Here is a 21,738-nt window from a genome sequence, read left to right on the forward strand (position 1 = left end):
CATGCTGGGGCTGCGCATTATACTGCCCAACTTCGGACGCATTGTGCGTCTGCCTCAGGTGGCGCGCAAGGTCATGGCATCGGTGAATTCCCCTCAAGCTTCCTCCCGTTTCTCGCGATTCAGCAAGGCCGAATGCGTGCTGGTGCTGATCACCATGATCTGGGGCGGGACGTTCCTGCTGGTGCAGCACGCCATGACGGTGAGCGGACCGATGTTCTTCGTCGGCCTGCGCTTCGCCGCAGCGGCGGCGTTCGTGGCGTTGTTCTCCTGGCGGCACCTGCGCGACCTGACCCTATTCGAACTCAAGGCCGGGGGCTTCATCGGCGTGGCGATCATGCTCGGCTATGGCCTGCAAACCGTTGGCCTGCAGACGATCCCCAGCAGCCAGTCGGCGTTCATCACCGCGCTTTATGTGCCCTTCGTGCCATTGTTGCAGTGGCTGGTGCTGGGTCGCCGGCCAGGCTTGATGCCCAGCCTCGGCATCATGCTCGCCTTCACCGGGCTGATGCTGGTGTCGGGGCCGACCGGAGCGTCGCTGAATTTCAGCGCCGGTGAGATCGCCACGCTCATCAGCGCCATCGCGATTGCCGCCGAGATCATCCTGATCAGCGCCTTTGCCGGCCAGGTCGATGTGCGCCGGGTGACCGTGGTGCAACTGGCGAGCACAGCGGTGCTGGCGTTCCTGATGGTGGTGCCGACCCAGGAAGCGATCCCGGATTTCTCCCTGTTGCTGCTGGTCAGCGCCGTGGGCCTGGGCGCCGCCAGCGCCGCGATCCAGGTGGCGATGAACTGGGCGCAGAAAAGCGTCTCGCCCACCCGCGCCACGCTGATCTACGCGGGTGAACCGGTGTGGGCCGGCATCGCCGGGCGCCTGGCGGGGGAGCGGCTGCCGGCGGTTGCCTTGTTCGGTGCGGCGCTGATCGTGGCGGCGGTGATTGTCAGTGAGTTGAAGACCCGGGGCAAAGGTGCTGTCGGGGTGGATGAGGCGCTTGAGCGCGAGCGGTGAGGCCGGTCGATCAACGAAATAGCGGCAGGCGAAACTGTGGCGAGGGGATTTAGCGAAACGTCGCACCGCCCCGCTGGGTCGCGTAGCGGCCCCGAAACCTGCCGGTGCGGTGTGTCAGCGCTATGGAATTGCCTGCTTTGGGTCTGCTGCGCAGACCAGCGGGGATAAATCCCCTCGCCACAGGAGGTGTGTATCACGCGGTATCTTGGCCAGCTCTGACGCTGCGTCCCTTCGCCAAAACAACGCAAAGTCGGAAAACTACACCTATCTTGTAGGATTCTGCGACAGCCTCGCGGTTGGTGATCCGGGTCAGGGCACGTATGATCCTTGAGAACCTACCGCCGAATAGAAGCCTATGTCACTGATAGTTCTATTGCTTTTGCCCTTCATCGGCAGCTGTGTCGCGGCGCTGCTGCCGCATAACGCCCGTAACGCCGAATCGCTGCTGGCAGGCCTCGTGGCCCTGGTTGGCACCGTACAGGTGGCCTTGCTGTACCCACAGATCGCCGACGGCGGCGTGATCCGTGAAACCTATTCCTGGCTGCCCAGCCTGGGCCTGGACTTCGTCCTGCGGCTGGACGGCTTCGCCTGGCTGTTTTCGCTGTTGGTGCTGGGCATCGGCACGCTGGTGTCGTTGTACGCCCGCTACTACATGTCGCCGGACGATCCGGTGCCGCGTTTCTTCGCGTTTTTCCTGGCGTTCATGGGCGCCATGCTCGGCTTGGTGATCTCGGGCAACCTGGTCCAGATGGTGTTCTTCTGGGAACTGACCAGCCTGTTCTCGTTCCTGCTCATCGGCTACTGGCACCATCGCGCCGATGCCCGGCGCGGCGCCTACATGGCGCTGATGGTGACCGGGGCCGGCGGCCTGTGCCTGTTGGCGGGGATCATGCTGCTCGGCCATGTGGTCGGCAGCTATGACCTGGACAAGGTCCTGGCCGCCGGCGAGCTGATTCGGGCCCATGCCCTCTACCCCCTCCTGCTGGCGCTGATCCTGATCGGCGCCTTGAGCAAAAGCGCACAATTCCCCTTCCACTTCTGGCTTCCCCACGCCATGGCCGCACCCACGCCGGTGTCGGCGTACCTGCACTCGGCGACCATGGTCAAGGCCGGGGTGTTCCTGCTGGCGCGACTGTGGCCGTCGCTGTCGGGCAGCGAGGAATGGTTCTACATCGTCGGCGGCGCGGGCGCCTGTACGCTGCTGCTGGGCGCCTATTGCGCAATGTTCCAGAACGACCTCAAGGGCCTGCTGGCCTACTCCACCATCAGCCACCTCGGGCTGATCACCCTGCTGCTGGGCCTCAACAGCCCGCTGGCCGCCGTGGCCGCGGTGTTCCATATCCTCAACCACGCCACCTTCAAGGCTTCGCTGTTCATGGCCGCCGGCATCATCGACCATGAAAGCGGCACCCGCGACATCCGCAAGCTCAGCGGCCTGGTGCGGTTGATACCGTTCACCGCGACGCTGGCCATGGTTGCCAGCGCGGCCATGGCCGGGGTGCCGCTGCTCAACGGTTTCCTGTCCAAGGAGATGTTCTTCGCCGAGACGGTGTTCATTTCCGCCACGGCCTGGGTCGAACTGGCGCTGCCGATCATCGCCACCATCGCCGGCACCTTCAGCGTCGCCTACTCCCTGCGCTTCACCGTCGACGTGTTCTTCGGCCCCGCCGCCACCGACCTCCCCCACACGCCCCACGAGCCGCCGCGCTGGATGCGTGCGCCGGTGGAGCTGCTGGTGTTCACCTGCCTGCTGGTGGGGATTTTCCCGGCCCAGGTGGTGGGTTCGCTGCTGGCGGCGGCCGCGTTGCCGGTGGTGGGCGGGACGCTGCCCCCGTACAGCCTGGCGATCTGGCATGGCCTCAATGCACCGATGATCATGAGCCTGGTGGCGATGTCCGGCGGCATCGTGCTGTACCTGCTGTTGCGCAACCAGTTCAGACAGGGCCACATCAAGCATCCGCCGTTCATTGGCCGGCTCAGCGGCAAGCGCCTGTTCGAGCGCTGCCTGGTGCTGATGATGCGCCAGGGCCGACGGCTCGAACGACGGATCAGCACCCGCCGCCTGCAAGCCCAATTGTTCTGGCTGGTACTGGCGGCCGTCCTCGCCGGGCTGATCCCGATGCTGCACAGCACGCTGGTGTGGGGCGATCGACCGAAGATCCCCGGCTCCATCGTCTTCGTCACCCTGTGGGTGCTGGCGATCGCCTGTGCCCTGGGCGCGGCCTGGCAGGCCAAGTATCACCGGCTGGCGGCCTTGACCATGGTCAGCGTCTGCGGGCTGATGACCTGCGTGACCTTCGTCTGGTTCTCCGCCCCGGACCTGGCCCTGACCCAACTGGTGGTGGAAGTGGTGACCACGGTGTTGATCCTTTTGGGGTTGCGCTGGCTGCCACGGCGGATCGAGGACGCCTCGCCGCTGCCCAACAGCGAGCGGCGCGCACGCGTGCGCCGCCTACGCGACCTGCTACTGTCCATCGCGGTCGGCGGCGGCATGGCGCTGCTGTCCTACGCGATGCTCACGCGCCAGACGCCCAACGACATTTCTTCGTTCTACCTGAGCCGCGCCCTGCCCGAGGGCGGCGGCAGCAATGTGGTGAACGTGATGCTGGTGGATTTCCGCGGTTTCGACACCCTGGGGGAAATCACCGTGCTGGTGGCGGTGGCCCTGGCGGTGTTCGCCCTGCTGCGACGGTTCCGGCCCCCCAAGGAAAGCATGCAGCTGCCAGCGCAACAGCGCCTGCTGGCGCCGGACGTGGTCACCGACCTGGTCAACCCGCGCCAGGCCAGCGACACCGCGTTGGGCTTCATGATGGTGCCGTCGGTGCTGGTGCGCCTGTTGCTGCCGATTGCCCTGGTGGTCTCCTTCTACCTGTTCATGCGTGGCCACAATCAACCGGGCGGCGGCTTCGTCGCCGGGTTGGTGATGTCGGTGGCGTTCATTCTCCAATACATGGTCGCCGGCACCCAGTGGGTCGAGGCCCAGATGAGCCTGCGGCCGTTGCGCTGGATGGGCACTGGCCTGCTGTTCGCCACCGTCACGGGCCTGGGGGCGATGGCCGTCGGCTATCCGTTCCTGACCACCCACACCTGGCACTTCAGGCTGCCGTTGCTGGGGGACATTCACCTGGCCAGCGCCCTGTTCTTCGACATTGGCGTATACGCCGTGGTGGTCGGCTCGACCCTGTTGATCCTCACCGCCCTGGCCCACCAATCGGTGCGCGCACACAAACCGGGCCTGCAGGCCAAGGCCGCCCCCCTCAAAGGAGCCACTGCCTGATGGAAGAAGTCATCGCAATCGCTATCGGCGTACTCGCCGCCTCCGGTGTCTGGCTGGTGCTGCGGCCCCGGACCTTCCAGGTGGTCATGGGCCTGTGCCTGCTGTCCTACGGCGTCAACCTGTTCATCTTCAGCATGGGCAGCCTGTTCATCGGCAAGGAGCCGATCATCAAGGACGGCGTGCCCCAGGATCTCTTGCACTACACCGACCCGCTGCCCCAGGCCCTGGTGCTGACCGCCATCGTGATCAGCTTCGCCATGACCGCGTTGTTCCTGGTGGTGTTGCTGGCATCCCGGGGCCTGACCGGCACCGACCACGTGGACGGCCGGGAGCCCCGGGAATGACGCTGACGCCCCACTTGATCGCCGCCCCCATCCTGCTGCCGCTGCTGACGGCAGCGTTGATGCTGATGCTCGGCGAGAAACACCGCCCGCTGAAGGCGAGGATCAACCTGTTCTCCAGCCTGCTCGGCCTGGGTATCGCGGTGTGGTTGCTGTGCTGGACCCAGGGCCAGGCCCTGCCCGCCTCCATCGGCGTGTACCTGCCCGGCAACTGGCAGGCGCCGTTCGGCATCGTCCTGGTGGTCGATCGCCTGTCGGCGCTGATGCTGGTGCTGACCGGGATCGTCGGGGTCAGCGCCCTGCTGTTCGCCACCGCGCGCTGGGACCGTGCCGGCGCCAGTTTCCATGCGCTGTTCCAGATCCAGCTGATGGGTCTCTACGGGGCTTTCCTGACGGCGGACCTGTTCAACCTGTTCGTGTTCTTCGAAGTGCTGCTGGCGGCGTCCTATGGCTTGATGCTGCACGGCTCGGGACGGGCGCGGGTGTCGTCGGGGCTGCATTACATTTCCATCAACCTGCTGGCCTCCTCGCTGTTCCTGATCGGCGCGGCGCTGATCTACGGCGTCACCGGCACCCTGAACATGGCGGACCTGGCCCTGAAGGTGCCGCTGGTGCCGGAGGCCGACCGGGGCCTGCTGCACGCCGGCGCCGGCATCCTCGCGGTGGCGTTCCTGGCCAAGGCCGGCATGTGGCCGCTGAACTTCTGGCTGGTGCCGGCGTACAGCGCCGCCAGCGCACCGGTGGCCGCGTTGTTCGCGATCATGACCAAGGTCGGCGTCTACACGATCCTGCGCCTGTGGACCTTGCTGTTCTCCGGCCAGGCCGGCGCCTCGGCGTATTTCGGCGCCGACTGGCTGATCTACGGCGGCATGGCGACCATCGTCTGCGCGGCCATCGCCATCCTCGCGGCCCAGCGCCTGGAGCGCATGGCCAGCCTGAGCATCCTGGTCTCGGCCGGGATCCTGCTGTCGGCCATCGGCTTCGCCCAACCCAACCTGGTGGCGGCGGCGCTGTTCTACCTGGTGAGCTCGACCCTGGCGCTCTGCGCGCTGTTCTTGCTGGCCGAACTGATCGAACGCTCGCGCTCGGCCAACGACCTGGCGCTGGACGACGACTACGACACCCTGCCGCGGCCCCTGGAATCCTTGCAGCCACCCAAGGGCATCAACCTCGACGACGAGCAGAAGGCCGTGGTCGGGCAAGTGATCCCCTGGACCATGGCGTTCCTCGGCCTGAGTTTCATTTTCTGTGCGCTGTTGATCATCGGCATGCCGCCGCTGTCCGGGTTCATCGGCAAGTTGGGCCTGTTGAGCGCCCTGCTCAATCCCCAAGGACTCGGGGCCAGTGCCGAGGCACCGGTGTCGAACCAGGCCTGGGGCTTGCTGGCGCTGCTGATCCTGTCCGGGCTGGCCTCGCTGATCGCGTTCTCGCGCCTGGGCGTGCAACGCTTCTGGACGCCCCAGGAACGGCCGTCGCCGTTGCTGCGGCCCTTCGAGTGCCTGCCGATCATCCTGCTGCTGGGCCTGGGCATCGCGCTGACCTTCAAGGCCGAACCGCTGCTGCGCTATACCCAGTCCGCCGCCGAAGCGCTGAACACCCCGGAACACTACGTGATGTCGGTGCTGGCCACCCGCGCCGTGCCCAACCCCGAGGCCCGCGCCGCCATGCTGGAGGCACAGCCATGAAACGCCTGTTCCCCGCACCGTGGCTGTCCCTGGCGCTCTGGTTGTTGTGGTTGGTGATGAACCTGTCCTTGAGCCTCGGCCACCTGTTGCTGGGGGCCGTGCTGGGCTTCCTGGCACCGTTGATGATGCGACCGCTGCGACCGCGGCCGATCCGCATCCGCCGACCCTGGGTGATACTGCGGCTGTTCCTGCTGGTGGGCCGCGACGTGCTGGTCTCCAACCTCGCGGTGGCCTGGGGCGTGCTGAACGCCGGCCGCCGCCCGCCGCGCTCGCGGTTCGTCAAGGTACCGCTGGACCTGCACGACGCCAACGGCCTGGCCGCGCTGTCGATGATCACCACGGTGGTGCCGGGCACGGTCTGGTCGGAACTGGCCCTGGACCGCAGCATCCTGCTGCTGCATGTGTTCGACCTGGACGACGAAGCGGCCTTCATCGCGCACTTCAAGGCCACCTACGAGCGCCCCTTGATGGAGATTTTCGAATGAGCCCGTTGCTGGCCAATGCAATCCTGTTGAGCCTATTCCTGTTCTCCCTGGCGATGGTGCTGACCCTGCTGCGGCTGTTCAAGGGGCCGTCGGCCCAGGACCGGGTCCTGGCCCTGGACTACCTCTACATCATCGCGATGCTGATGATGCTGGTGCTGGGCGTCCGCTACGCCAGCGACACCTATTTCGAGGCGGCGCTGCTGATCGCCCTGTTCGGCTTTGTCGGCTCGTTCGCCCTGGCCAAGTTCCTGCTACGTGGCGAGGTGATCGAATGAGTGGCGAATGGTCGATGTGGGTTGAAATCCCGGTGGCGATCCTGCTGGTGCTCGGCAGCCTGTTCGCCCTGGCCGGCGCCATTGGCCTGGTACGGCTGAAGGATTACTTCCAGCGCATGCACCCACCGGCCCTGGCGTCCACCCTGGGCGCCTGGTGCGTGGCGTTGGCCTCGATCATCTACTTTTCCGCCCTCAAGTCCGGGCCGGTGCTGCACGCCTGGCTGATCCCGATCCTGCTGTCCATCACCGTCCCGGTGACCACCCTGCTGCTGGCCCGGGCCGCGTTGTTCCGCAAGCGCATGGCGGGGGATGATGTGCCGGCGGAGGTGAGCAGTCGCAGGACCGACTGACCGATGCCCCAAACCGAACACAGTTGTGGCGAGGGGATTTATCCCCGCTGGGGTGCGAAGCAGCCCTAAGTGCAATCAGCTCGGTACGCCTGGCTAGCTGTACTCTGCCTTTTTGGGGCTGCTACGCAGCCCAGCGGGGATAAATCCCCTCGCCACAATAATGTGTTCGGCTTCGGCCGGCTCAAGCCCACGCCACCGCCAACAACCCCGCCCCCAGCATCACGCACAACGGCGAGTAGACCCAGGTATCGAGCCGGGCGAACGTCGAGTCCTTGAACTCCTTGAAGAAGCCCACCAGGTTCGACTCGCCAATGGCCCGGGCGAACATCAGCAGGGCGATCGCGCTGATCAGCCATTGCAGCGCCCGGTGCGTGACCGGCGGGGCGAGCAAGCCGCCCCGCAGGCTCACCAGCACGGCGATCAGCAACAGCGCCAGGGCCACCAGTAACGTCAGCCAGCCCGATGGATCGAATGCCGGTCGCAGCGCCTCGCCGTGCTTCGCCGGCACCTGGGGCACCACCGCCAGGACCGCCCAGCGCCCGCCCAGGGCCCAATACAAGTGAATCAAGCTGATGGTCGCAAACATCGCGACCAGCGATCGAGCCAATAAAAGCGTCATTCGCCAGCCTCCTGAAAAAGGTTGAACAATCATCCTAGCTGGAATTTGGCATTTCGCCGCACGGGCGCAGATTGCCGCTTTCCAGGCCAGGACGCATTGCCCAGGATCAAGAGTTGGCGACGAGCACTACAGGCTGGCGGCCACTTTGTCCGCCACGTCCTTGGGTAGCCACGCCTGCCAGACCTGCGGATGGGCCTTGAGGAACGCCTCGGCGGCTTCGCGCGGTGGCGTGCGTTTCTCGCTCATGTCGGCCAGGGCTTTGTTCAATGGATCGATGGGCAGGTCGACCTTGCTGAAGAACTCGGCGATGTCCGGGTGTTGCTGCTGAAACGGCGTGGAGACGCCAATCGACAGTTTCGAAGCCAGAGAGCGGGTCGGCTTCGGGTTGGGGTTGTCGGCATCGGTGAGGGTTTTCCAGGCCTCGGCATCGAACGCCGGTTCCTGCAGTTGCACCAGCTTGAAACGCCCGAGCAAGGGCGTGGGCGACCAGTAATAGAACAGGATCGGCTTGCCGCGGCGGATCGAAGAGGTGATCTCCGCGTCCAGCGCGGCCCCGGAACCGCTGCGGAAATTCACGTAGCTGTCGGTCAAGCCATAGGCCTTGAGCTTCTGCTTGTTGACCACCTCGGACGTCCAGCCGATCGGGCTGTTGAGGAAGCGTCCCTTGTCCGGGCTTTCCGGGTCCTTGAACACATGCTTGTAGCGCGCCAGGTCTTCGACGCTGCGCAGGTCCGGCGCAACCGGCTTGATGCCCTTGGCCGGGTCACCCTTGATGACGTACTCGGGCACCCACCAACCTTCGGTCGCGCCCTTGACCGTATCGCCCAGGGCGACCACCTTGCCTTCGGTCTCGGCCTTGACCCACACCGGGCTGCGGCCGGCCCATTCTTCGCCGATGACCTGGATGTCGTTGTTGGCCAGGGCGGTTTCCAGGGTGATGGTGGTACCCGGCAATGTGTCGGTCGGCAGGCCGTAGCCTTTCTCGACGATGATCCGCAGGATATCGGTGATCAGGCTGCCGCTTTCCCAGTTCAGGTCGGCGAAGTGGATCGGCGCCGAAGCCGCCAAGGCCGGAACCGGCGCACCCAACACCGCCAAGGTGGCCCAGGCAGCCAACCACTGTCGAACTCGTTTCATGCTTTGCACCTCGTGCCAGATACGGACATAACTGAACGGTCCTGCGTCAGCGAACGCAAGCCTCTGAATAGTTCAGTCAATTGACTGTAGCCGAGGTTCCAGCGAGCCCCCGAGAAACTGCAAGCGGCCCGGGCACAATGGCCGCCGCCCACCCGGTTTTCGAGGTGTTTCACCGGCGTTGGCGTATCACTCGCTGGCCTTGAAGCTCACCAGCTCGCCCTTGCGCCACTTGGCGGCCTTGGCGGTGACCGCCTTCAGGGTCTTGGTCAGGCCTTCCTGCAACTGTTCATTGGCGGCGAAGACTGTCACCACGCTGTGGCCTTCCTTGAACAGGATGGCCTCACCGGTGGACGTCGTGACGAACGCGTAGTCACCCAGGCCATAGACGGTCAGCTTGATCTCGCGAAAGCGGATTTCGAACTTGCCGCCCTCGCGGCTGGGCAGCACCGCCGCGCGAAAATGATCCCCGACCTTGAGTTCGAGCCTGGGCTTGTCATCGACCACCAGGGCCGACTCGGTGTCGATTTCGGCGACATAAATGCCTTCGGCGGTCTGTTCGGTGATGTAGACGAAACGTGACTGGAACAGCTTGACCAGTTTTGCCCGCAGGTCACCGAGTACAAATAACGCGTGCATGTCGAGATTACTTACTGCCAAGGAAACATCCCCATCTTTGAAAACGGCCCGCCCGCGAAAGGACGGGCCACGAGAACCCGTGCCGACTGTGTGTCGCAATGGACCTGTCATTGAAATTCGAAATGAACGGCGCACCCCGTCCCGGTCGAGAGCAGACTAAAGGTTGCCACGCTCGCCGTCTTTCCCGAGGGGGCGTCAGTGGCTGAAGGAAAACGCCACGCTGAGCATCGGAAAAGTGGGACTACTAACTTTAGGGAAATTTCTCACTTAAAAAAGCATTTTTCTGACATCGAGTCGAAAAAAATTTGCTTTAGATAGGCGCAGCCGTCTACACGACACTGCCGATTCTAGAGCAGCCGAAGGCGTGGAGACTACTCGCAGCACCTGACAATTCGTCGGTAAACCATAGAAAAGGAATTCGCATGGCTACTTTCACTCCCCTCCTGCCCGCTATCGGCCCCTGCATCGTCGATGCCGCCGCTGCCCTCGACCGCGCCGATTGCCTGCCCATCTCGCTGGTTCAACCGCGCTACCGGGTTGTCCTGGCCGGAAAGTGCTTTTTTCACATCGAAGAAACGTCGACGGGACGTGTAAGAGGATTCCGCACCGATCACAACGAGGCCTGCTACCTGGCCAGGCGTCTCGAACAGAGCGCTTGAGCGGCTGATGCCGATCGAACTCCTGGCGGTCGCCTGCCTCTGATAAGGAGAAGCCACCCAGGCGTCATGACGGCGCCCGCCAAAGGAGAACCCCATGGAACAGCCTTCCCACGAGCTCAGTACCCTGTTCGACCAACTTGGCCTGCCCTCGGACGGCAAAGCCATCGACGACTTCATCGTGGCCCACCCGCTGGCCCCGGAGATCAAGCTGGTGGAGGCCGATTTCTGGTCGGATCAACAGAAAGCCCTGCTTCGTGAATGGCTGCTGGCCGACGGCGAAGAAGCGGTACTGGTGGACCAGCTGAACGTGCGCCTGCACGACGGCAAGTAGTCCCGATACAGTCCAACTGTAGGAGCGAGCCAGCTCGCGAGGGCGGTGGATCAACAAGATTGAGGTTGACTGCGCCACCGCATTCGCGAGCAGGCTCGCTCCCACAGGGCACTCGGAGAAATCCCGAAGCCCTCGGGAAGCGACCGCTCCTACCGCGCTTTCTCGGGTTTATAGCCCAACCGCAAACCACCCCAATGACGGCCCTTGACCATGATCGGTACGGAGAGGTCGTGCATCAGTTCGCCTGTGTCGCGGGTGTAGGTTTGCAACAGCACCGGTTGTTGATGGCTGCCGCAACGAATGCCGGTGCGGTCGGAGAACTTGCGCTTGGTGCGGTTGTTCAGCGTGTCCACCTGGGGATCACCGGTCAGGGGCTGGCTGAACACCTTGTTGTGGGTCGGCACGTAGCCTTGCTGCGTGCAGGCGATCGCGAACACCAGGCCTTCGTGCCGGGCGAGCAACGGTTCCTGGATCGGCGGCAGCACCTGGTCGGTGTAGCGGTCGAAGCGGGTCTGGAACTTGGCAGGCTGGGTATTGGGGATGGCCTGGTAGTTGCGGTCGAACAGGTCATCCAGGCTGACACGGCCCTGGTCGATATCGGCCTCGAACTGCGCGGCGATCTGGCTCGCCCCTTCCCGCGCCAGGTCATAGACCCGCTGGTGATAATCATCGAGGCCGACCTCGGCCAGGCGCTCGCTGATGGATTCGGCCTGGCCTTCCATCTGCACCGCCGCCTCGGCCAGGCGCTGGGTTTGCTGGTCGCTGATGGACAGGTCGCCGCGCATTTGCTCGATGGCATGGAACAGGCTGTCGAGCTGCTCGCGGTTGGTGTCGGTGCCCTGGGCGATGGCGCCGACCTGGGTCTCGACCCCCTCCGCAAGCCGGGCGATGTTCTCCAGGTGCTGGCCGGTGTGCTCGACCTGCTGCACACCGCTGTCCAGGTCAGCGGCCAGTTGGCGGATCTGCTCCACCACCTGGGCGGTGCGCTGTTGGATGTCCGCGACCATCACGCCGACTTCGCCGGTCGCCGCCGCAGTCCGCCCGGCCAGGCCGCGGACCTCGTCGGCCACCACCGCAAAGCCACGGCCATGCTCGCCGGCCCGCGCCGCTTCGATGGCCGCGTTCAGCGCCAGCAGGTTGGTCTGGCTGGCGATCGACTGGATCACCAGGCTCACCCGCTGGATTTCATCGCTGCGCACGCTCAAGGCTTCGATCAATTCACGGCTGTCGTTGGCCCGCTGGCTGAGCTGGTGCATGCGGCTGATCGACTCCACCAGTTCGCTGCGCCCCGCCACGCTGCTGCGGTGGGCCTCGCTGGCGGCGCCCAGGGCCTGCTGGCTGAGCTGCGAAGTCGCCTGTTCGGTGGCGATCATCGATTCGGCGTTGCTGACGATCCGCGCCGCCGCATCGAGTTGCGACTGGACCTTGCCAGCCAGTTGCTTGACCGAATAGGCGACACCGGCGGCCGACAGCGCGTTATGGCTGGTGGTGTAGGACAAGTCGCGGGTCAGTTCGGAGAGTCGATCGGTCGCCGGCGCCTGTGCCGTGACGACCCGTGAGCGCAGGCGCGGCAACCAGACGATCAGCATCACCAGCGGCAGGCCCAGGTACAGCGACCAGCCGCCCAGGGTCATGCCACACAATAGCAAGGCCAGGGCGAGGCTTTGCAAGGTCGGCGTCAGCCAGCGCGCCCTGCCCTTTGCCCCAGATGCCGAGGCCGGCACCGCCAGAGATCCGTCTGTCGCCATGTTCGTCACCCACGCTTCTCGTTGTTATGAGCGCATTAAACGCCACTACCAGGCCATTATCCATGGTCCATTAGTCGCGGTACTTGCATCAGGTCAACGGCAGGGAGGGCGATATATTGAGCGAAGACCGCAACCGGCAGCGCGCGGTTGCGATCCTTCGAGGGGCGGGATCAAGCCTGGCGCTGGTGCTTGTCGATCTGCTCGTGGCGTTCCTGGGCTTCGATGCAGTACTTGGTGGTCGGGCTGATCAGCAGGCGCTTGAGGCCGATCGGCTCGCCGCTGTCGTCACACCAGCCAAAGCTTTCATCGTTGATACGGTCCAGGGCCTGCTCCAGCTGGGGCAGCATGCGCTGGTCACGGTCGATGGCGTTGACCAGCCAGGTCCGCTCTTCTTCTACGGAAGCAGCGTCGGCAGGGTCGGCCGGGGAGTCCAGGCTCTCAATGGCGATTCGGTTCTGTTCGATGCGCTCATGGGTTTCGACTTTCATGTTTTGCAACAGCTTGGTGAAGAAAGCCAGCTGCTCGGCGTTCATGTAGTCATCCGCCGGCATGGCCAGCAACTTTTCCTTTGTCATTGATATCTCTATAAAAAAACGTGCATTAAGGCGAATTATGGAGCGTCCCGCAGCGCAGCTGCCACGCTCGTCAGGAAGGCGCCGTCTATTCCAAGCGCCACCCGGCACTCAATTTACGAGGGGCGGCAGTCTAAGGCCGAGTCGAGGCCTCAGCAACCGAAAACATAGGGAAAATGTCCGACAACCCCTGGAAATGTTCTCTGACACGCTTTCGGCGGTCATCGGAGTGCGTTTATAACAAGAAATTCGCTTCGGTGGCTGTATTAAGAAGACAAATGGCAACGCCACGCGGATAGGCGTGGCGCTTTGTCACATGAACAAGCCTGCATGAAAAGTCGCCGAGCGGCGCGCAGGCACTTTTTCAACGTTTGAGTTTGCGTTTGTTGCGGTACTGGTCGATGACCACCGCCACCACGATGATCAGCCCCTTGATGATGTCCTGGATGTAGGCATCGACACCGACAAAGGTGAACCCACTGGCCATCACCCCGAGAATCAATGCCCCGATCACCGTGCCGGTGATGCGCCCCACCCCGCCCGCCAGGCTGGTGCCGCCGATCACGGCAGCGGCGATCGCGTCCAGTTCATAGGACATGCCCATGCCCGCCTGCCCGGTCGCCGCCCGTGCCGAGGCCACCACCCCGGCCAACCCCGCCAGCAGGCCGGCGATGCTGTAGACGATCACCAAGTGGCGCTTGACGTTGATGCCCGAGGTGCGGGCCGCCTGCATGTTGCCGCCAATGGCGTAGGTGTACTTGCCATACTTGGTGTAGCGCAGGGCGATGTGGAAAATCACCGCCACCACCAGGAAGATGATCACCGGCATCGCGCCATGCCCAATGGCGGTATAGGAATCGGACAACATGCTCACCGGCTGGCCTTCGGTGTAGTAGCGCGCCAGGCCACGGGCCGAGACCATCATGCCGAGAGTGGCAATGAACGGCGGGATGCCGGTGATGGCGATGATGCTGCCGTTGATCGCCCCGGCCAGCAGCCCGACGCCGAGCCCGGCCAACACCGGGATCCATGCCGGCAGGTCGGTCAGCGAAGGAAATACCGCACGGGCGAAGTCCGACGTCTGGGCCAGGCTGGCGGCGATCATCGCCGACAGCGCCAGCACCGAGCCGGACGACAGGTCGATGCCGGTGGTGATGATCACCTGGGTCACGCCGATGGCCAGCAAGCCGATGATCGACACCTGCAGGATCATCAGCACCAGGCGCTGGGAGTTCATCAGGAAGCTCTGGTCACGCATGATCCAGCCGAACAATTCGAATACCAGGCCGATGCCGATCAGCACCAGGAAGATACTCAGTTCCGTCGGCAGGCGTCGGCGCGACCTGGTGGGTGCGGCGGCGGGTTTGTTTTCCAATATCGCGTTCATAGCCACTTACCTTTTTTATCTGGACTGACGAGCATCAGGACAAGCCCGAGGCCAGTTGCATCACTCGTTCCTGGGTCGCTTCGCTGCGGTCGAGGATGCCCATCAGCTCGCCCTCATGCATCACCATGACCCGGTCGCTCATGCCCAGTACTTCCGGCAGCTCCGAGGAAATCATGATCACCGCCATGCCTTCGCCAGCGAGGTAGGCGATGAGCCGGTAGATCTCCGCCTTGGCGCCGACGTCGATGCCGCGGGTCGGCTCGTCGAGGATGAGGATGCGCGGGTTGGTCATCAGCCAGCGGGCCAGCAGCGCCTTTTGCTGGTTGCCACCGGACAAGGTGTCGATGCACTGCTCCAACGACGGTGTCTTGACCCGCAACTTCTTGCACATGTCTTCGCACAGTGCACGCAGGGCCTTCTGCTGGATGAAACCGTTGCCGACATAATGGGGCAGCACCGCCATCTCCATGTTTTCCAGCACCGACAGGCAGGGGAACAGGCCACTGAGCTTGCGATCCTCGGTCAACAGGGCGAAGCCCTTTTCGATGGCCATGTGCGGATCGCTGATGCGCACCGGCTGGCCGTCCAGCAGGATTTCACCACCGGTGGCCGGGGTGACGCCGAAAATCGCCTCGGCTACGTTGGTCCTGCCCGAGCCCATCAGCCCGGCGATGCCGAGGATCTCCCCGGCATGCAGGTCGAAGGACACGCCCTTGAAAATGCCGTCCAGGCTCAGGTCGCGCACCGCCAGCAAGCGCTCGCCGATGGGCTTTTCCCGCACCGGGAACAACTGGCTCAATTCACGCCCGACCATCATCGAGATCAGGCTGTCGCCGTCCATGCTGTCGGCCCGTTGCAGGCCGATGTAGGCGCCGTCGCGAAACACCGCGACTTCGTCGGCAATGGCGAACACTTCGTTCATTTTGTGGGTGATGTAGATGATGCCCTTACCCTGGGCCTTGAGGTCGGCGATGATCGAAAACAGATGGGCCACTTCCGTCTCGGTGATGGCCGACGTCGGTTCATCCATGATCAGGATGTCCGAGTCGTAGGACACCGCCTTGGCGATTTCCACCATCTGCCGTTCGGCGATGCTCAGGTTGCCCACGTGCTCCTCGGGGTCGAGGTGGATGCGCAGGCGCTCCAGCAACCGGGCGGTGCAGCGATGCATCTCGCGATGGTCGATCATGTGCAGGCCGTTGAGCTGCTCGCGACCGATCCAGATGTTCTCGGCGATGCTCATGTGCGGCATCAGGTTGAGCTCCTGGTGGATCATTGCGATCCCGGCCTGCAAGGCCGCCAGGGGCGTGTCGAAGGTCACCGGCTGGCCCCGCAGGCGCAGTTCGCCGGCGTCGGGCTGGTAGATGCCGGCGATGATTTTCATCAGGGTGGATTTGCCCGCGCCGTTTTCACCCATCAGGGCCAGCACGGAGCCGGGGCGTACCCGCAGTTGTACATCGGACAGGGCCACCACGCCGGGAAAGCCCTTGCTGACATTGACGACTTCCAGCAGGTACGGCTCATCACGTAATACGTCCGGCTGGTAAGTCATCGCCGGGGCGCTCGAAGCAGTCGCTGAAGCGAACATGATCAGGTACTCCCTCGGCAAGGTCGCTGTGGCGACCTCGCCTGCTTATTATTGTGGTGGAACCGCAGGGACCGTGACCCTCACTTGAACTGATCGACGTTTTCCGGGGTGATCAGCCGATACGGTACCCAGACCGCCTGTTCCACCGGCTGCTTCTTGATCATCTTCACGGCGGTGTCGATCGAGCCATCGGCCTGGCCCTTGGCATCCTGGAACACCGAGACGGTCATCTCGCCTTTCTTGATGGCGTTCAAGCCGTCCGGCGTGCCATCGACCCCGGCAATCAATACGCTGCCCTTCTCCTTGCCCGCCTGCTTGAGGGCCATGGCGGCGCCAATGGCCATTTCGTCATTGTTGGCGACCACGGCCTGGAATTCGCGGCCCTGGGTCAGCCAATCGTTGACCAGGTCCATACCCTTGTTGCGCAGCCAGGTACCGGTCTGTCGTTCCTTGATCTCGATGCCGGGGTACTTGGCCAAGACGTCCTCGACCCCTTTGGTGCGGTTGGCGGTGGAGTTGTTGGCCAGGTCACCGAGCAGGATCACGATGTCGCCCTTGCCGCCCATTTTTTCCGCCAGGTACTGCATCTGCATCCGCCCCGCTTCCAGGTCATCGGAGGCGACGGTGACCACGCCGGCCGGCAGCTTCGGCTCGTCGGGACGCCGATTGACGTAGACCAGCGGGATACCGGCAGCCACGGCGGCCTTGGTGATGCGCTGGGTCGCGGCGGTGTCCACCGGGTTGACGATGATGGCGTCGACCTTCTGGCTGATGAAGCTTTCCACCTGGCTCAGTTGCTTGACCACGTCGCTGCGGGCGTCTTCGAATTGCAGGCTGACGCCGTCCGGCAGGGACTTGGCCTTCTTGTCCATGGATTCGCGCAGGTAGGTCAGCCAAGTGTCGTCGAACTGGGACATGCTGACGCCGATCTTCAGGTCAGCCAGGGCCGCGCCGCTGGTGAGCATCAATGACAGGGCCAGCGAGGCGATACGGGTCTTGGTCTTCATGAACGGTCTTTCTCCACTTTTTTGTTGGTTTTATGGATAAGGCGTAGCGGATCAGGAACGCGGCAAGCGCACGATGGGCGCGCCGGGGATGCAACAGACCACGGTGCCCTTGCGCTGGATGCACAGGGACCCGAAGAGGGACAGGACAGCGGACAGGCTTGGCAAGTGAAACGCAGAGCGGCTGAAGGTTTTCATCGACGGTACCTGGCTGTGTTTCTTGTTTTTGTGAAGTCCGCCACCCATTCAAGACGCGTTTGCCGGAATGGGAACCGGATGTCGGTAACCTGGAAATGACTTTATTGGAAAATATTTTCCACATCAACAAATTTTAGAATTTTATTCGTTTTTTATTCCATGGCCCACGGGCGGGGCCATGACCACCACCTCAGCCTGTTCGGCGCTCTGCCGGGCAGCGTCCAGGATGCGCGTGGTCGCCAGGGCATCGCGGGCCTCCACGGGCAACGGGCCCTGCCCTTGCAATGCGCTTTGCAGGCGCTGGTAGTACGCCATCCAGCAGCCGCGTTCCGAGGTCACCCGCTCGCGCTCGGTGCCGTGTTCGAACCAGCCCCAGCGCCGATGTTCCTCGGTCCCCCAGCGCTCGCCCGCGCTGGCCGGGCTCAACCCGGCGAGCGCCTGGGCTTCCTGGCCGTCCAGCCCCTCGACGGTGTAGCAACCCTGGGTGCCGCTGACTCGCAAGCGCGGGCGCGGTGCGTTTTGCACACAATTGCCGCTTAGGTGCGAGACCACCCCGTCGACGTGGGTCAGGGACATGAAGAAACCATTGTCGAAAACCTGCCCGGGCGTCCGGTAATCCAGCTCGGCGTAGACCCGCGCCACCGGTCCGAACAATTGCAGCGCCTGGTCCACCAGGTGGCTGCCGAGGTCACGCAGGAACCCGCCACCGCTGCCCTTGCCCACCGACGTCGGCGAATAGCGCTCGACACTGGACTCGAAGCGCACGACCTGGCCCAAGGCACCGGAAGCCAGCAGCTTGCGCAAGGTCAGGAAGTCCGAATCCCAGCGCCGGTTCTGGTACACGCTCAACGGCACGTTGCCCCGCTCGGCCGCCAGCACCAGTGTTTCGGCCTCGGCCGCGTCGCGGGCGAATGGCTTGTCGCTGACCACCGCCACACCACGCTCGATGGCTTCCAGCACCACCGCCGGGCGAGCATCCAGCGGCGTGGACACCACCACCGCGTCGACGCCGGCGGCCACCAATTGCTCAAGCGTGTCGAACGCCTGGACATGCGGGTGATCGGCCGCCAGTTGCGCACGCCGCTCGGCCGACCGCGTGACCACGCCGACGAACGTCGCCCCCGGCAAACTGCTGATCAACGGCCCATGAAAAAACCGTCCGCCCTTGCCGTAGCCCACCAGTCCGATTCGCATGCAAGCTCCTTGTTTGGATAAAACGCTGCCCCCTGTGGGAGCGGGCTTGCCCGCGAAGACGGCGGCACATTCAACATTGATGTCGACGGACACGACGCCTTCGCGAGCAAGCCCGCTCCCACAGGGCGATTGTGGTCAACCATAGAAACGCGGGCGCTCGGGCAATTCGATCCTGACGATCTGCCCGCTCTGCTGCGCGTCGAGACAGGCATCCGCCGCCACCGCCGCCGCGAAGCCATCCCAGGCCGAGGGCCCGCCCACTTGCCCGGCGCGCACGCCGTCGATGAAGGCTTGCAGTTCGACGTCGTAGGCGGCGATGAAACGGTCCTTCCAATCCATCAGGATCGCATTGGACAACTTGGCCTCGCTGCGCAGTTGCACCTGGGACGGTTCCGGCAGCCTGGCAATGCCGGTCTCCCCCACCACTTCGCACTGGATGTCATAGCCGTACTGGCAGTTGACGAACACTTCGACGTCGATGCGGGTGCCCTTGGCGGTTTCCAGCAGCACGATCTGCGGATCGCGCAGGTGAGCCAGGGCCTTGCTGGTCTTGCGCGGAAACACCACCTGCACCGAGACGTAGTCATCGGCCAACAACCAGCGCAGCACATCCAGCTCGTGGATGAGCGTGTCGGTGATGGCCATGTCGGTCTTGTAGTGCTCGCCCACCCTGGGGTTGCGGTGGGCGCAGTGCAGCATCAGTGGTTCGCCGATCTGGCCGTTGTCGATCACGGCCTTGAGGGCCCGATACCCTTCGTCGTAGGGCCGCATGAAACCGACCTGCACCAGCCGCGTGCCATGGGCCACTTCGGCATCGACGATCCGCCGGCAGCCTTGGGCGGTGACCGCCAGGGGCTTTTCGCAGAACACCGGCTTGCCGGCGGCAATCGCCGCCAGCACGTACTCTTCATGGCTCGGGCCCCAGGAGGTGACCAGGATCGCCTCGACATCCGGCGCATTGATCACGGCATGCCCGTCCGGGTAGACCTCGGCGGCAAGATTCAGGTCCGCGACCACCTTCGCCGCCTGGGCCAGGTTGATGTCGGTCACCGCCACCACCTGGCTGTTGAGCAAGGTCTGGCTGCAACGACGGATATGGTCCTGGCCGATGGCCCCGGTGCCGATGACGCCCAGCTTCAAAGACATGTGCAACTCCTTATTCGGGTTGAGGCAATGGATACGGTGGGGTTAATACTGACGGGCCTTGGCCAGTCGCTCATTGAGGGCCCTGGCGGCCGCTTCGGTCCGGGCACTGGTGGAGACCTGCGCCACGCCGACCCGCCACCAGGACAGGTAGCTGTGGATCATGGTCTTGGGCAGGACCTTGATGTCGATCAGCGTGGAAACGGTCTGCAACCGCGCATCCGCCAGGGCCGCGTGCAATTGGTCGAGGGTGGTCACCTTGTAGGTCTTGCAACCATAGGCCGCCGCGCTCATGGCGAAGTCCACCGGCACGAAGCCGCCGTCGAGCTTGCCGGTGTCCGGGTTGCGGAAGCGGAACTCGGTGCCGAAGCTGTCCATGCCGTTGCCCATCTGCAAGTTGTTGATGCAGCCGAAGGTCATGTTGTCCAGCAGCACCACGTTGATCTTGCGCCGCTCCTGGATCGACGTGGCCAGTTCCGAATGCAGCATCATGTAGGAGCCGTCCCCCACCAACGCGTAGACCTCTTTGTCCGGCTCGGCGAGCTTCACCCCCAGCGCCGCGTTCACTTCATACCCCATGCACGAATACCCGTATTCGAGGTGATAGGTGTTCACGCCCTTGCTGCGCCAGCTGCGCTGCAAGTCACCGGGCAAGCTGCCGGCGGCGGCGACGATGATGGCGTCATCGGCCAGGGTGGCGTTGAGGGTGCCCAGCACGCGACTCTGGGTCAGGCAGGAGCCGGTGAGTTCGATGAACTCGCGAAACACCGCCGGGTCCAGGTGATCGTTGATGTGCGGGACGAAATCCTCGGCCTGGTAATCGGCCTGGAAGACCCGGTCCACCTCGGCGTCCAATCGGGCCTTGGCATCGGCGACTTGTCCGCCCCAGTCGGCGCGGTAATCGCCCAACGCACCGGTCAGTGCCTCCAGGCCCGAGCGGGCGTCGGCCAGCAGTTGCACGCCGTCGAGTTTCACCGCATCGCACGGGCTGACATTGAGGTTGAGGAACTGCACGCCGGGCTGGCGGAACAGCCACTTGGAGCCCGTGGTGAAATCGCTGTAGCGCGTGCCGATACCGATGATCAGGTCCGCCTCGGCGGCCAGCAGGTTCGCCGCCAGGCAACCGGTTTCGCCGACGCCGCCGACGTTCAGCGGATGGCTGGACACCACCGCGCTCTTGCCGGCCTGGGTCTCGGCGAACGGGATCTGGAAGCGTTCGGCAAACGCCTGCAAGGCCGCATTGGCCCCGGAATACCGGACGCCACCGCCGCAAATGATCAGTGGCCGACGCTTGCCCTCGAACAGCGCCAGGGCGTCATCGAGCATCGCCTGGGTGGCCGGGCGACGGTCGATCCGATGCACGCGTTTTTGCAGGAAGTAATCCGGGTAATCGTAGGCCTCGGCCTGCACGTCCTGGGGCAGCGCCAGGGTCACCGCGCCGGTCTCGGCCGGGTCGGTGAGCACGCGCATGGCCTGGATCGCGGCACTCATCAATTGCTCGGGGCGGTTGATGCGGTCCCAGTATTTGCTCACGGCCTTGAATGCATCGTTGGTGCTGATGCTCAGGTCGTGGAACTGCTCGATCTGTTGCAGCACCGGGTCCGGCTGGCGACTGGCATAGACGTCGCCGGGCAACAGCAACAACGGGATGCGATTGGCCGTCGCCGTGGCGGCCGCGGTCAGCATGTTCGCCGCGCCGGGGCCGACCGACGAGGTGCAGGCGTAGATCTTGCGCCGCAGGTGCTGCTTGGCGAACCCGATGGCGGCGTGGGCCATGCCCTGTTCATTGCGCCCCTGGTGCACCACCAGGTCGCCGGCTTCCTGCTCCAGCGCCTGGCCCAGGCCCAGCACGTTGCCATGGCCGAAAATGGTGAAAACCCCGGCGACGAACTTGCTCTGGACACCATCGACCTCGACGTACTGGTTATCGAGGAATTTCACCAGGGCCTGGGCCATGGTCAGTCGTGTTGTGGTCATGCTTGCACCTTTTCAAACGCAACTCGGTCAAGGGTGGGAGCGGGGGGGGGGGGGGGGGGGGGGGGGGGGGGGGGGCGGGGTGGGGGGGGGGGGGGGCGGGGTGGGGGCCCTGCCCCGCCGCCCCCG

At 64.2% G+C, this 21,738-nt stretch carries 21 protein-coding genes; 9 read left to right on the forward strand and 12 right to left on the reverse strand.

The genetic code is table 11. The annotated features are described in order from the left end of the window. The first annotated feature begins 1 nt into the window (after position 1). From Q6A48_RS21315 to Q6A48_RS21345, 7 genes are all read left to right on the forward strand, one after another. On the forward strand, positions 2–1,006 hold the full coding sequence (locus Q6A48_RS21315) for a DMT family transporter (RefSeq protein WP_304556226.1): 1,005 nt from the start codon (positions 2–4) through the stop codon (positions 1,004–1,006). Between the two features lie 355 nt (positions 1,007–1,361). Continuing rightward, positions 1,362–4,283 carry a monovalent cation/H+ antiporter subunit A gene (locus tag Q6A48_RS21320; RefSeq protein WP_304556209.1) on the forward strand — a complete coding sequence of 974 codons (2,922 nt, stop codon included), beginning with the start codon at positions 1,362–1,364 and terminating at the stop codon, positions 4,281–4,283. Beyond that, positions 4,283–4,627 (forward strand): Na+/H+ antiporter subunit C, encoded by a 345-nt coding sequence (locus Q6A48_RS21325; RefSeq protein ID WP_003180540.1) that lies wholly within the window; start codon positions 4,283–4,285, stop codon positions 4,625–4,627. Before Q6A48_RS21320 ends, Q6A48_RS21325 begins: the two co-directional genes overlap by 1 nt. Beyond that, positions 4,624–6,309 carry a monovalent cation/H+ antiporter subunit D gene (locus Q6A48_RS21330; protein WP_304556210.1) on the forward strand — a complete coding sequence of 562 codons (1,686 nt, stop codon included), beginning with the start codon at positions 4,624–4,626 and terminating at the stop codon, positions 6,307–6,309. The genes Q6A48_RS21325 and Q6A48_RS21330 overlap by 4 nt, the downstream gene beginning before the upstream one ends. Continuing rightward, positions 6,306–6,794 carry a Na+/H+ antiporter subunit E gene (locus Q6A48_RS21335; protein ID WP_304556211.1) on the forward strand — a complete coding sequence of 163 codons (489 nt, stop codon included), beginning with the start codon at positions 6,306–6,308 and terminating at the stop codon, positions 6,792–6,794. The genes Q6A48_RS21330 and Q6A48_RS21335 overlap by 4 nt, the downstream gene beginning before the upstream one ends. Then, the gene (locus Q6A48_RS21340) at positions 6,791–7,069 is read left to right on the forward strand and encodes a K+/H+ antiporter subunit F (protein WP_304556212.1); all 279 of its coding nucleotides are present in this window, start codon (positions 6,791–6,793) and stop codon (positions 7,067–7,069) included. Before Q6A48_RS21335 ends, Q6A48_RS21340 begins: the two co-directional genes overlap by 4 nt. After that, entirely contained in the window at positions 7,066–7,419 is a 354-nt protein-coding gene (locus Q6A48_RS21345; RefSeq protein ID WP_304556213.1) for a Na+/H+ antiporter subunit G, read from the forward strand. Before Q6A48_RS21340 ends, Q6A48_RS21345 begins: the two co-directional genes overlap by 4 nt. A gap of 181 nt (positions 7,420–7,600) precedes the next feature. Here the strand turns inward: Q6A48_RS21345 and Q6A48_RS21350 are convergent, their stop codons facing one another. From Q6A48_RS21350 to Q6A48_RS21360, 3 genes are all read right to left on the reverse strand, one after another. Next, entirely contained in the window at positions 7,601–8,038 is a 438-nt protein-coding gene (locus Q6A48_RS21350; protein ID WP_304556214.1) for a DUF3995 domain-containing protein, read from the reverse strand. 126 nt (positions 8,039–8,164) lie between these two features. Next, positions 8,165–9,175 (reverse strand): ABC transporter substrate-binding protein, encoded by a 1,011-nt coding sequence (locus Q6A48_RS21355; protein ID WP_304556215.1) that lies wholly within the window; start codon positions 9,173–9,175, stop codon positions 8,165–8,167. A gap of 186 nt (positions 9,176–9,361) precedes the next feature. After that, positions 9,362–9,811: a hypothetical protein gene (locus Q6A48_RS21360; RefSeq protein WP_304556216.1), complete on the reverse strand. Its 450-nt coding sequence runs from the start codon at positions 9,809–9,811 to the stop codon at positions 9,362–9,364. Between the two features lie 422 nt (positions 9,812–10,233). Between Q6A48_RS21360 and Q6A48_RS21365 the strand changes: the two genes are divergently transcribed. Both Q6A48_RS21365 and Q6A48_RS21370 read left to right on the forward strand, forming a co-directional pair. Next, positions 10,234–10,470 carry a hypothetical protein gene (locus Q6A48_RS21365; protein ID WP_304556217.1) on the forward strand — a complete coding sequence of 79 codons (237 nt, stop codon included), beginning with the start codon at positions 10,234–10,236 and terminating at the stop codon, positions 10,468–10,470. 94 nt (positions 10,471–10,564) lie between these two features. Next, positions 10,565–10,801, forward strand: a complete 237-nt coding sequence (locus tag Q6A48_RS21370) for a DUF2789 family protein (RefSeq protein ID WP_042730576.1) — start codon at positions 10,565–10,567, stop codon at positions 10,799–10,801. A 149-nt stretch (positions 10,802–10,950) separates the two neighbouring features. Here the strand turns inward: Q6A48_RS21370 and Q6A48_RS21375 are convergent, their stop codons facing one another. The 9 genes from Q6A48_RS21375 to iolD form a co-directional block, all read right to left on the reverse strand. Continuing rightward, positions 10,951–12,549, reverse strand: coding sequence for a methyl-accepting chemotaxis protein (locus Q6A48_RS21375; RefSeq protein ID WP_304556218.1), 1,599 nt, complete (start codon positions 12,547–12,549; stop codon positions 10,951–10,953). A gap of 170 nt (positions 12,550–12,719) precedes the next feature. After that, positions 12,720–13,124: a TraR/DksA family transcriptional regulator gene (locus Q6A48_RS21380; protein WP_024780047.1), complete on the reverse strand. Its 405-nt coding sequence runs from the start codon at positions 13,122–13,124 to the stop codon at positions 12,720–12,722. Positions 13,125–13,485: 361 nt separating this feature from the next. After that, a complete protein-coding gene (locus Q6A48_RS21385) occupies positions 13,486–14,508 on the reverse strand; it encodes an ABC transporter permease (RefSeq protein ID WP_304556219.1) in 1,023 nt (340 codons plus the stop codon). Positions 14,509–14,542: 34 nt separating this feature from the next. Further along, the gene (locus Q6A48_RS21390) at positions 14,543–16,096 is read right to left on the reverse strand and encodes a sugar ABC transporter ATP-binding protein (protein ID WP_304556220.1); all 1,554 of its coding nucleotides are present in this window, start codon (positions 16,094–16,096) and stop codon (positions 14,543–14,545) included. An 80-nt stretch (positions 16,097–16,176) separates the two neighbouring features. After that, positions 16,177–17,103 carry a sugar ABC transporter substrate-binding protein gene (locus tag Q6A48_RS21395; RefSeq protein ID WP_304556221.1) on the reverse strand — a complete coding sequence of 309 codons (927 nt, stop codon included), beginning with the start codon at positions 17,101–17,103 and terminating at the stop codon, positions 16,177–16,179. A 51-nt stretch (positions 17,104–17,154) separates the two neighbouring features. Beyond that, positions 17,155–17,298 (reverse strand): hypothetical protein, encoded by a 144-nt coding sequence (locus Q6A48_RS21400; RefSeq protein WP_304556222.1) that lies wholly within the window; start codon positions 17,296–17,298, stop codon positions 17,155–17,157. A gap of 141 nt (positions 17,299–17,439) precedes the next feature. Next, on the reverse strand, positions 17,440–18,492 hold the full coding sequence (locus tag Q6A48_RS21405; RefSeq protein WP_304556223.1) for a Gfo/Idh/MocA family protein: 1,053 nt from the start codon (positions 18,490–18,492) through the stop codon (positions 17,440–17,442). A 135-nt stretch (positions 18,493–18,627) separates the two neighbouring features. After that, positions 18,628–19,638, reverse strand: a complete 1,011-nt coding sequence (iolG, locus tag Q6A48_RS21410; RefSeq protein ID WP_304556224.1) for a bifunctional inositol 2-dehydrogenase/D-chiro-inositol 1-dehydrogenase — start codon at positions 19,636–19,638, stop codon at positions 18,628–18,630. A gap of 42 nt (positions 19,639–19,680) precedes the next feature. Further along, positions 19,681–21,612 (reverse strand): 3D-(3,5/4)-trihydroxycyclohexane-1,2-dione acylhydrolase (decyclizing), encoded by a 1,932-nt coding sequence (iolD, locus tag Q6A48_RS21415; protein WP_304556225.1) that lies wholly within the window; start codon positions 21,610–21,612, stop codon positions 19,681–19,683. Positions 21,613–21,738 lie beyond the last annotated feature (126 nt).

Source organism: Pseudomonas citrullilanati, from assembly GCF_030580855.1.
Taxonomy (GTDB): Bacteria; Pseudomonadota; Gammaproteobacteria; order Pseudomonadales; family Pseudomonadaceae; genus Aquipseudomonas; species Aquipseudomonas citrulli.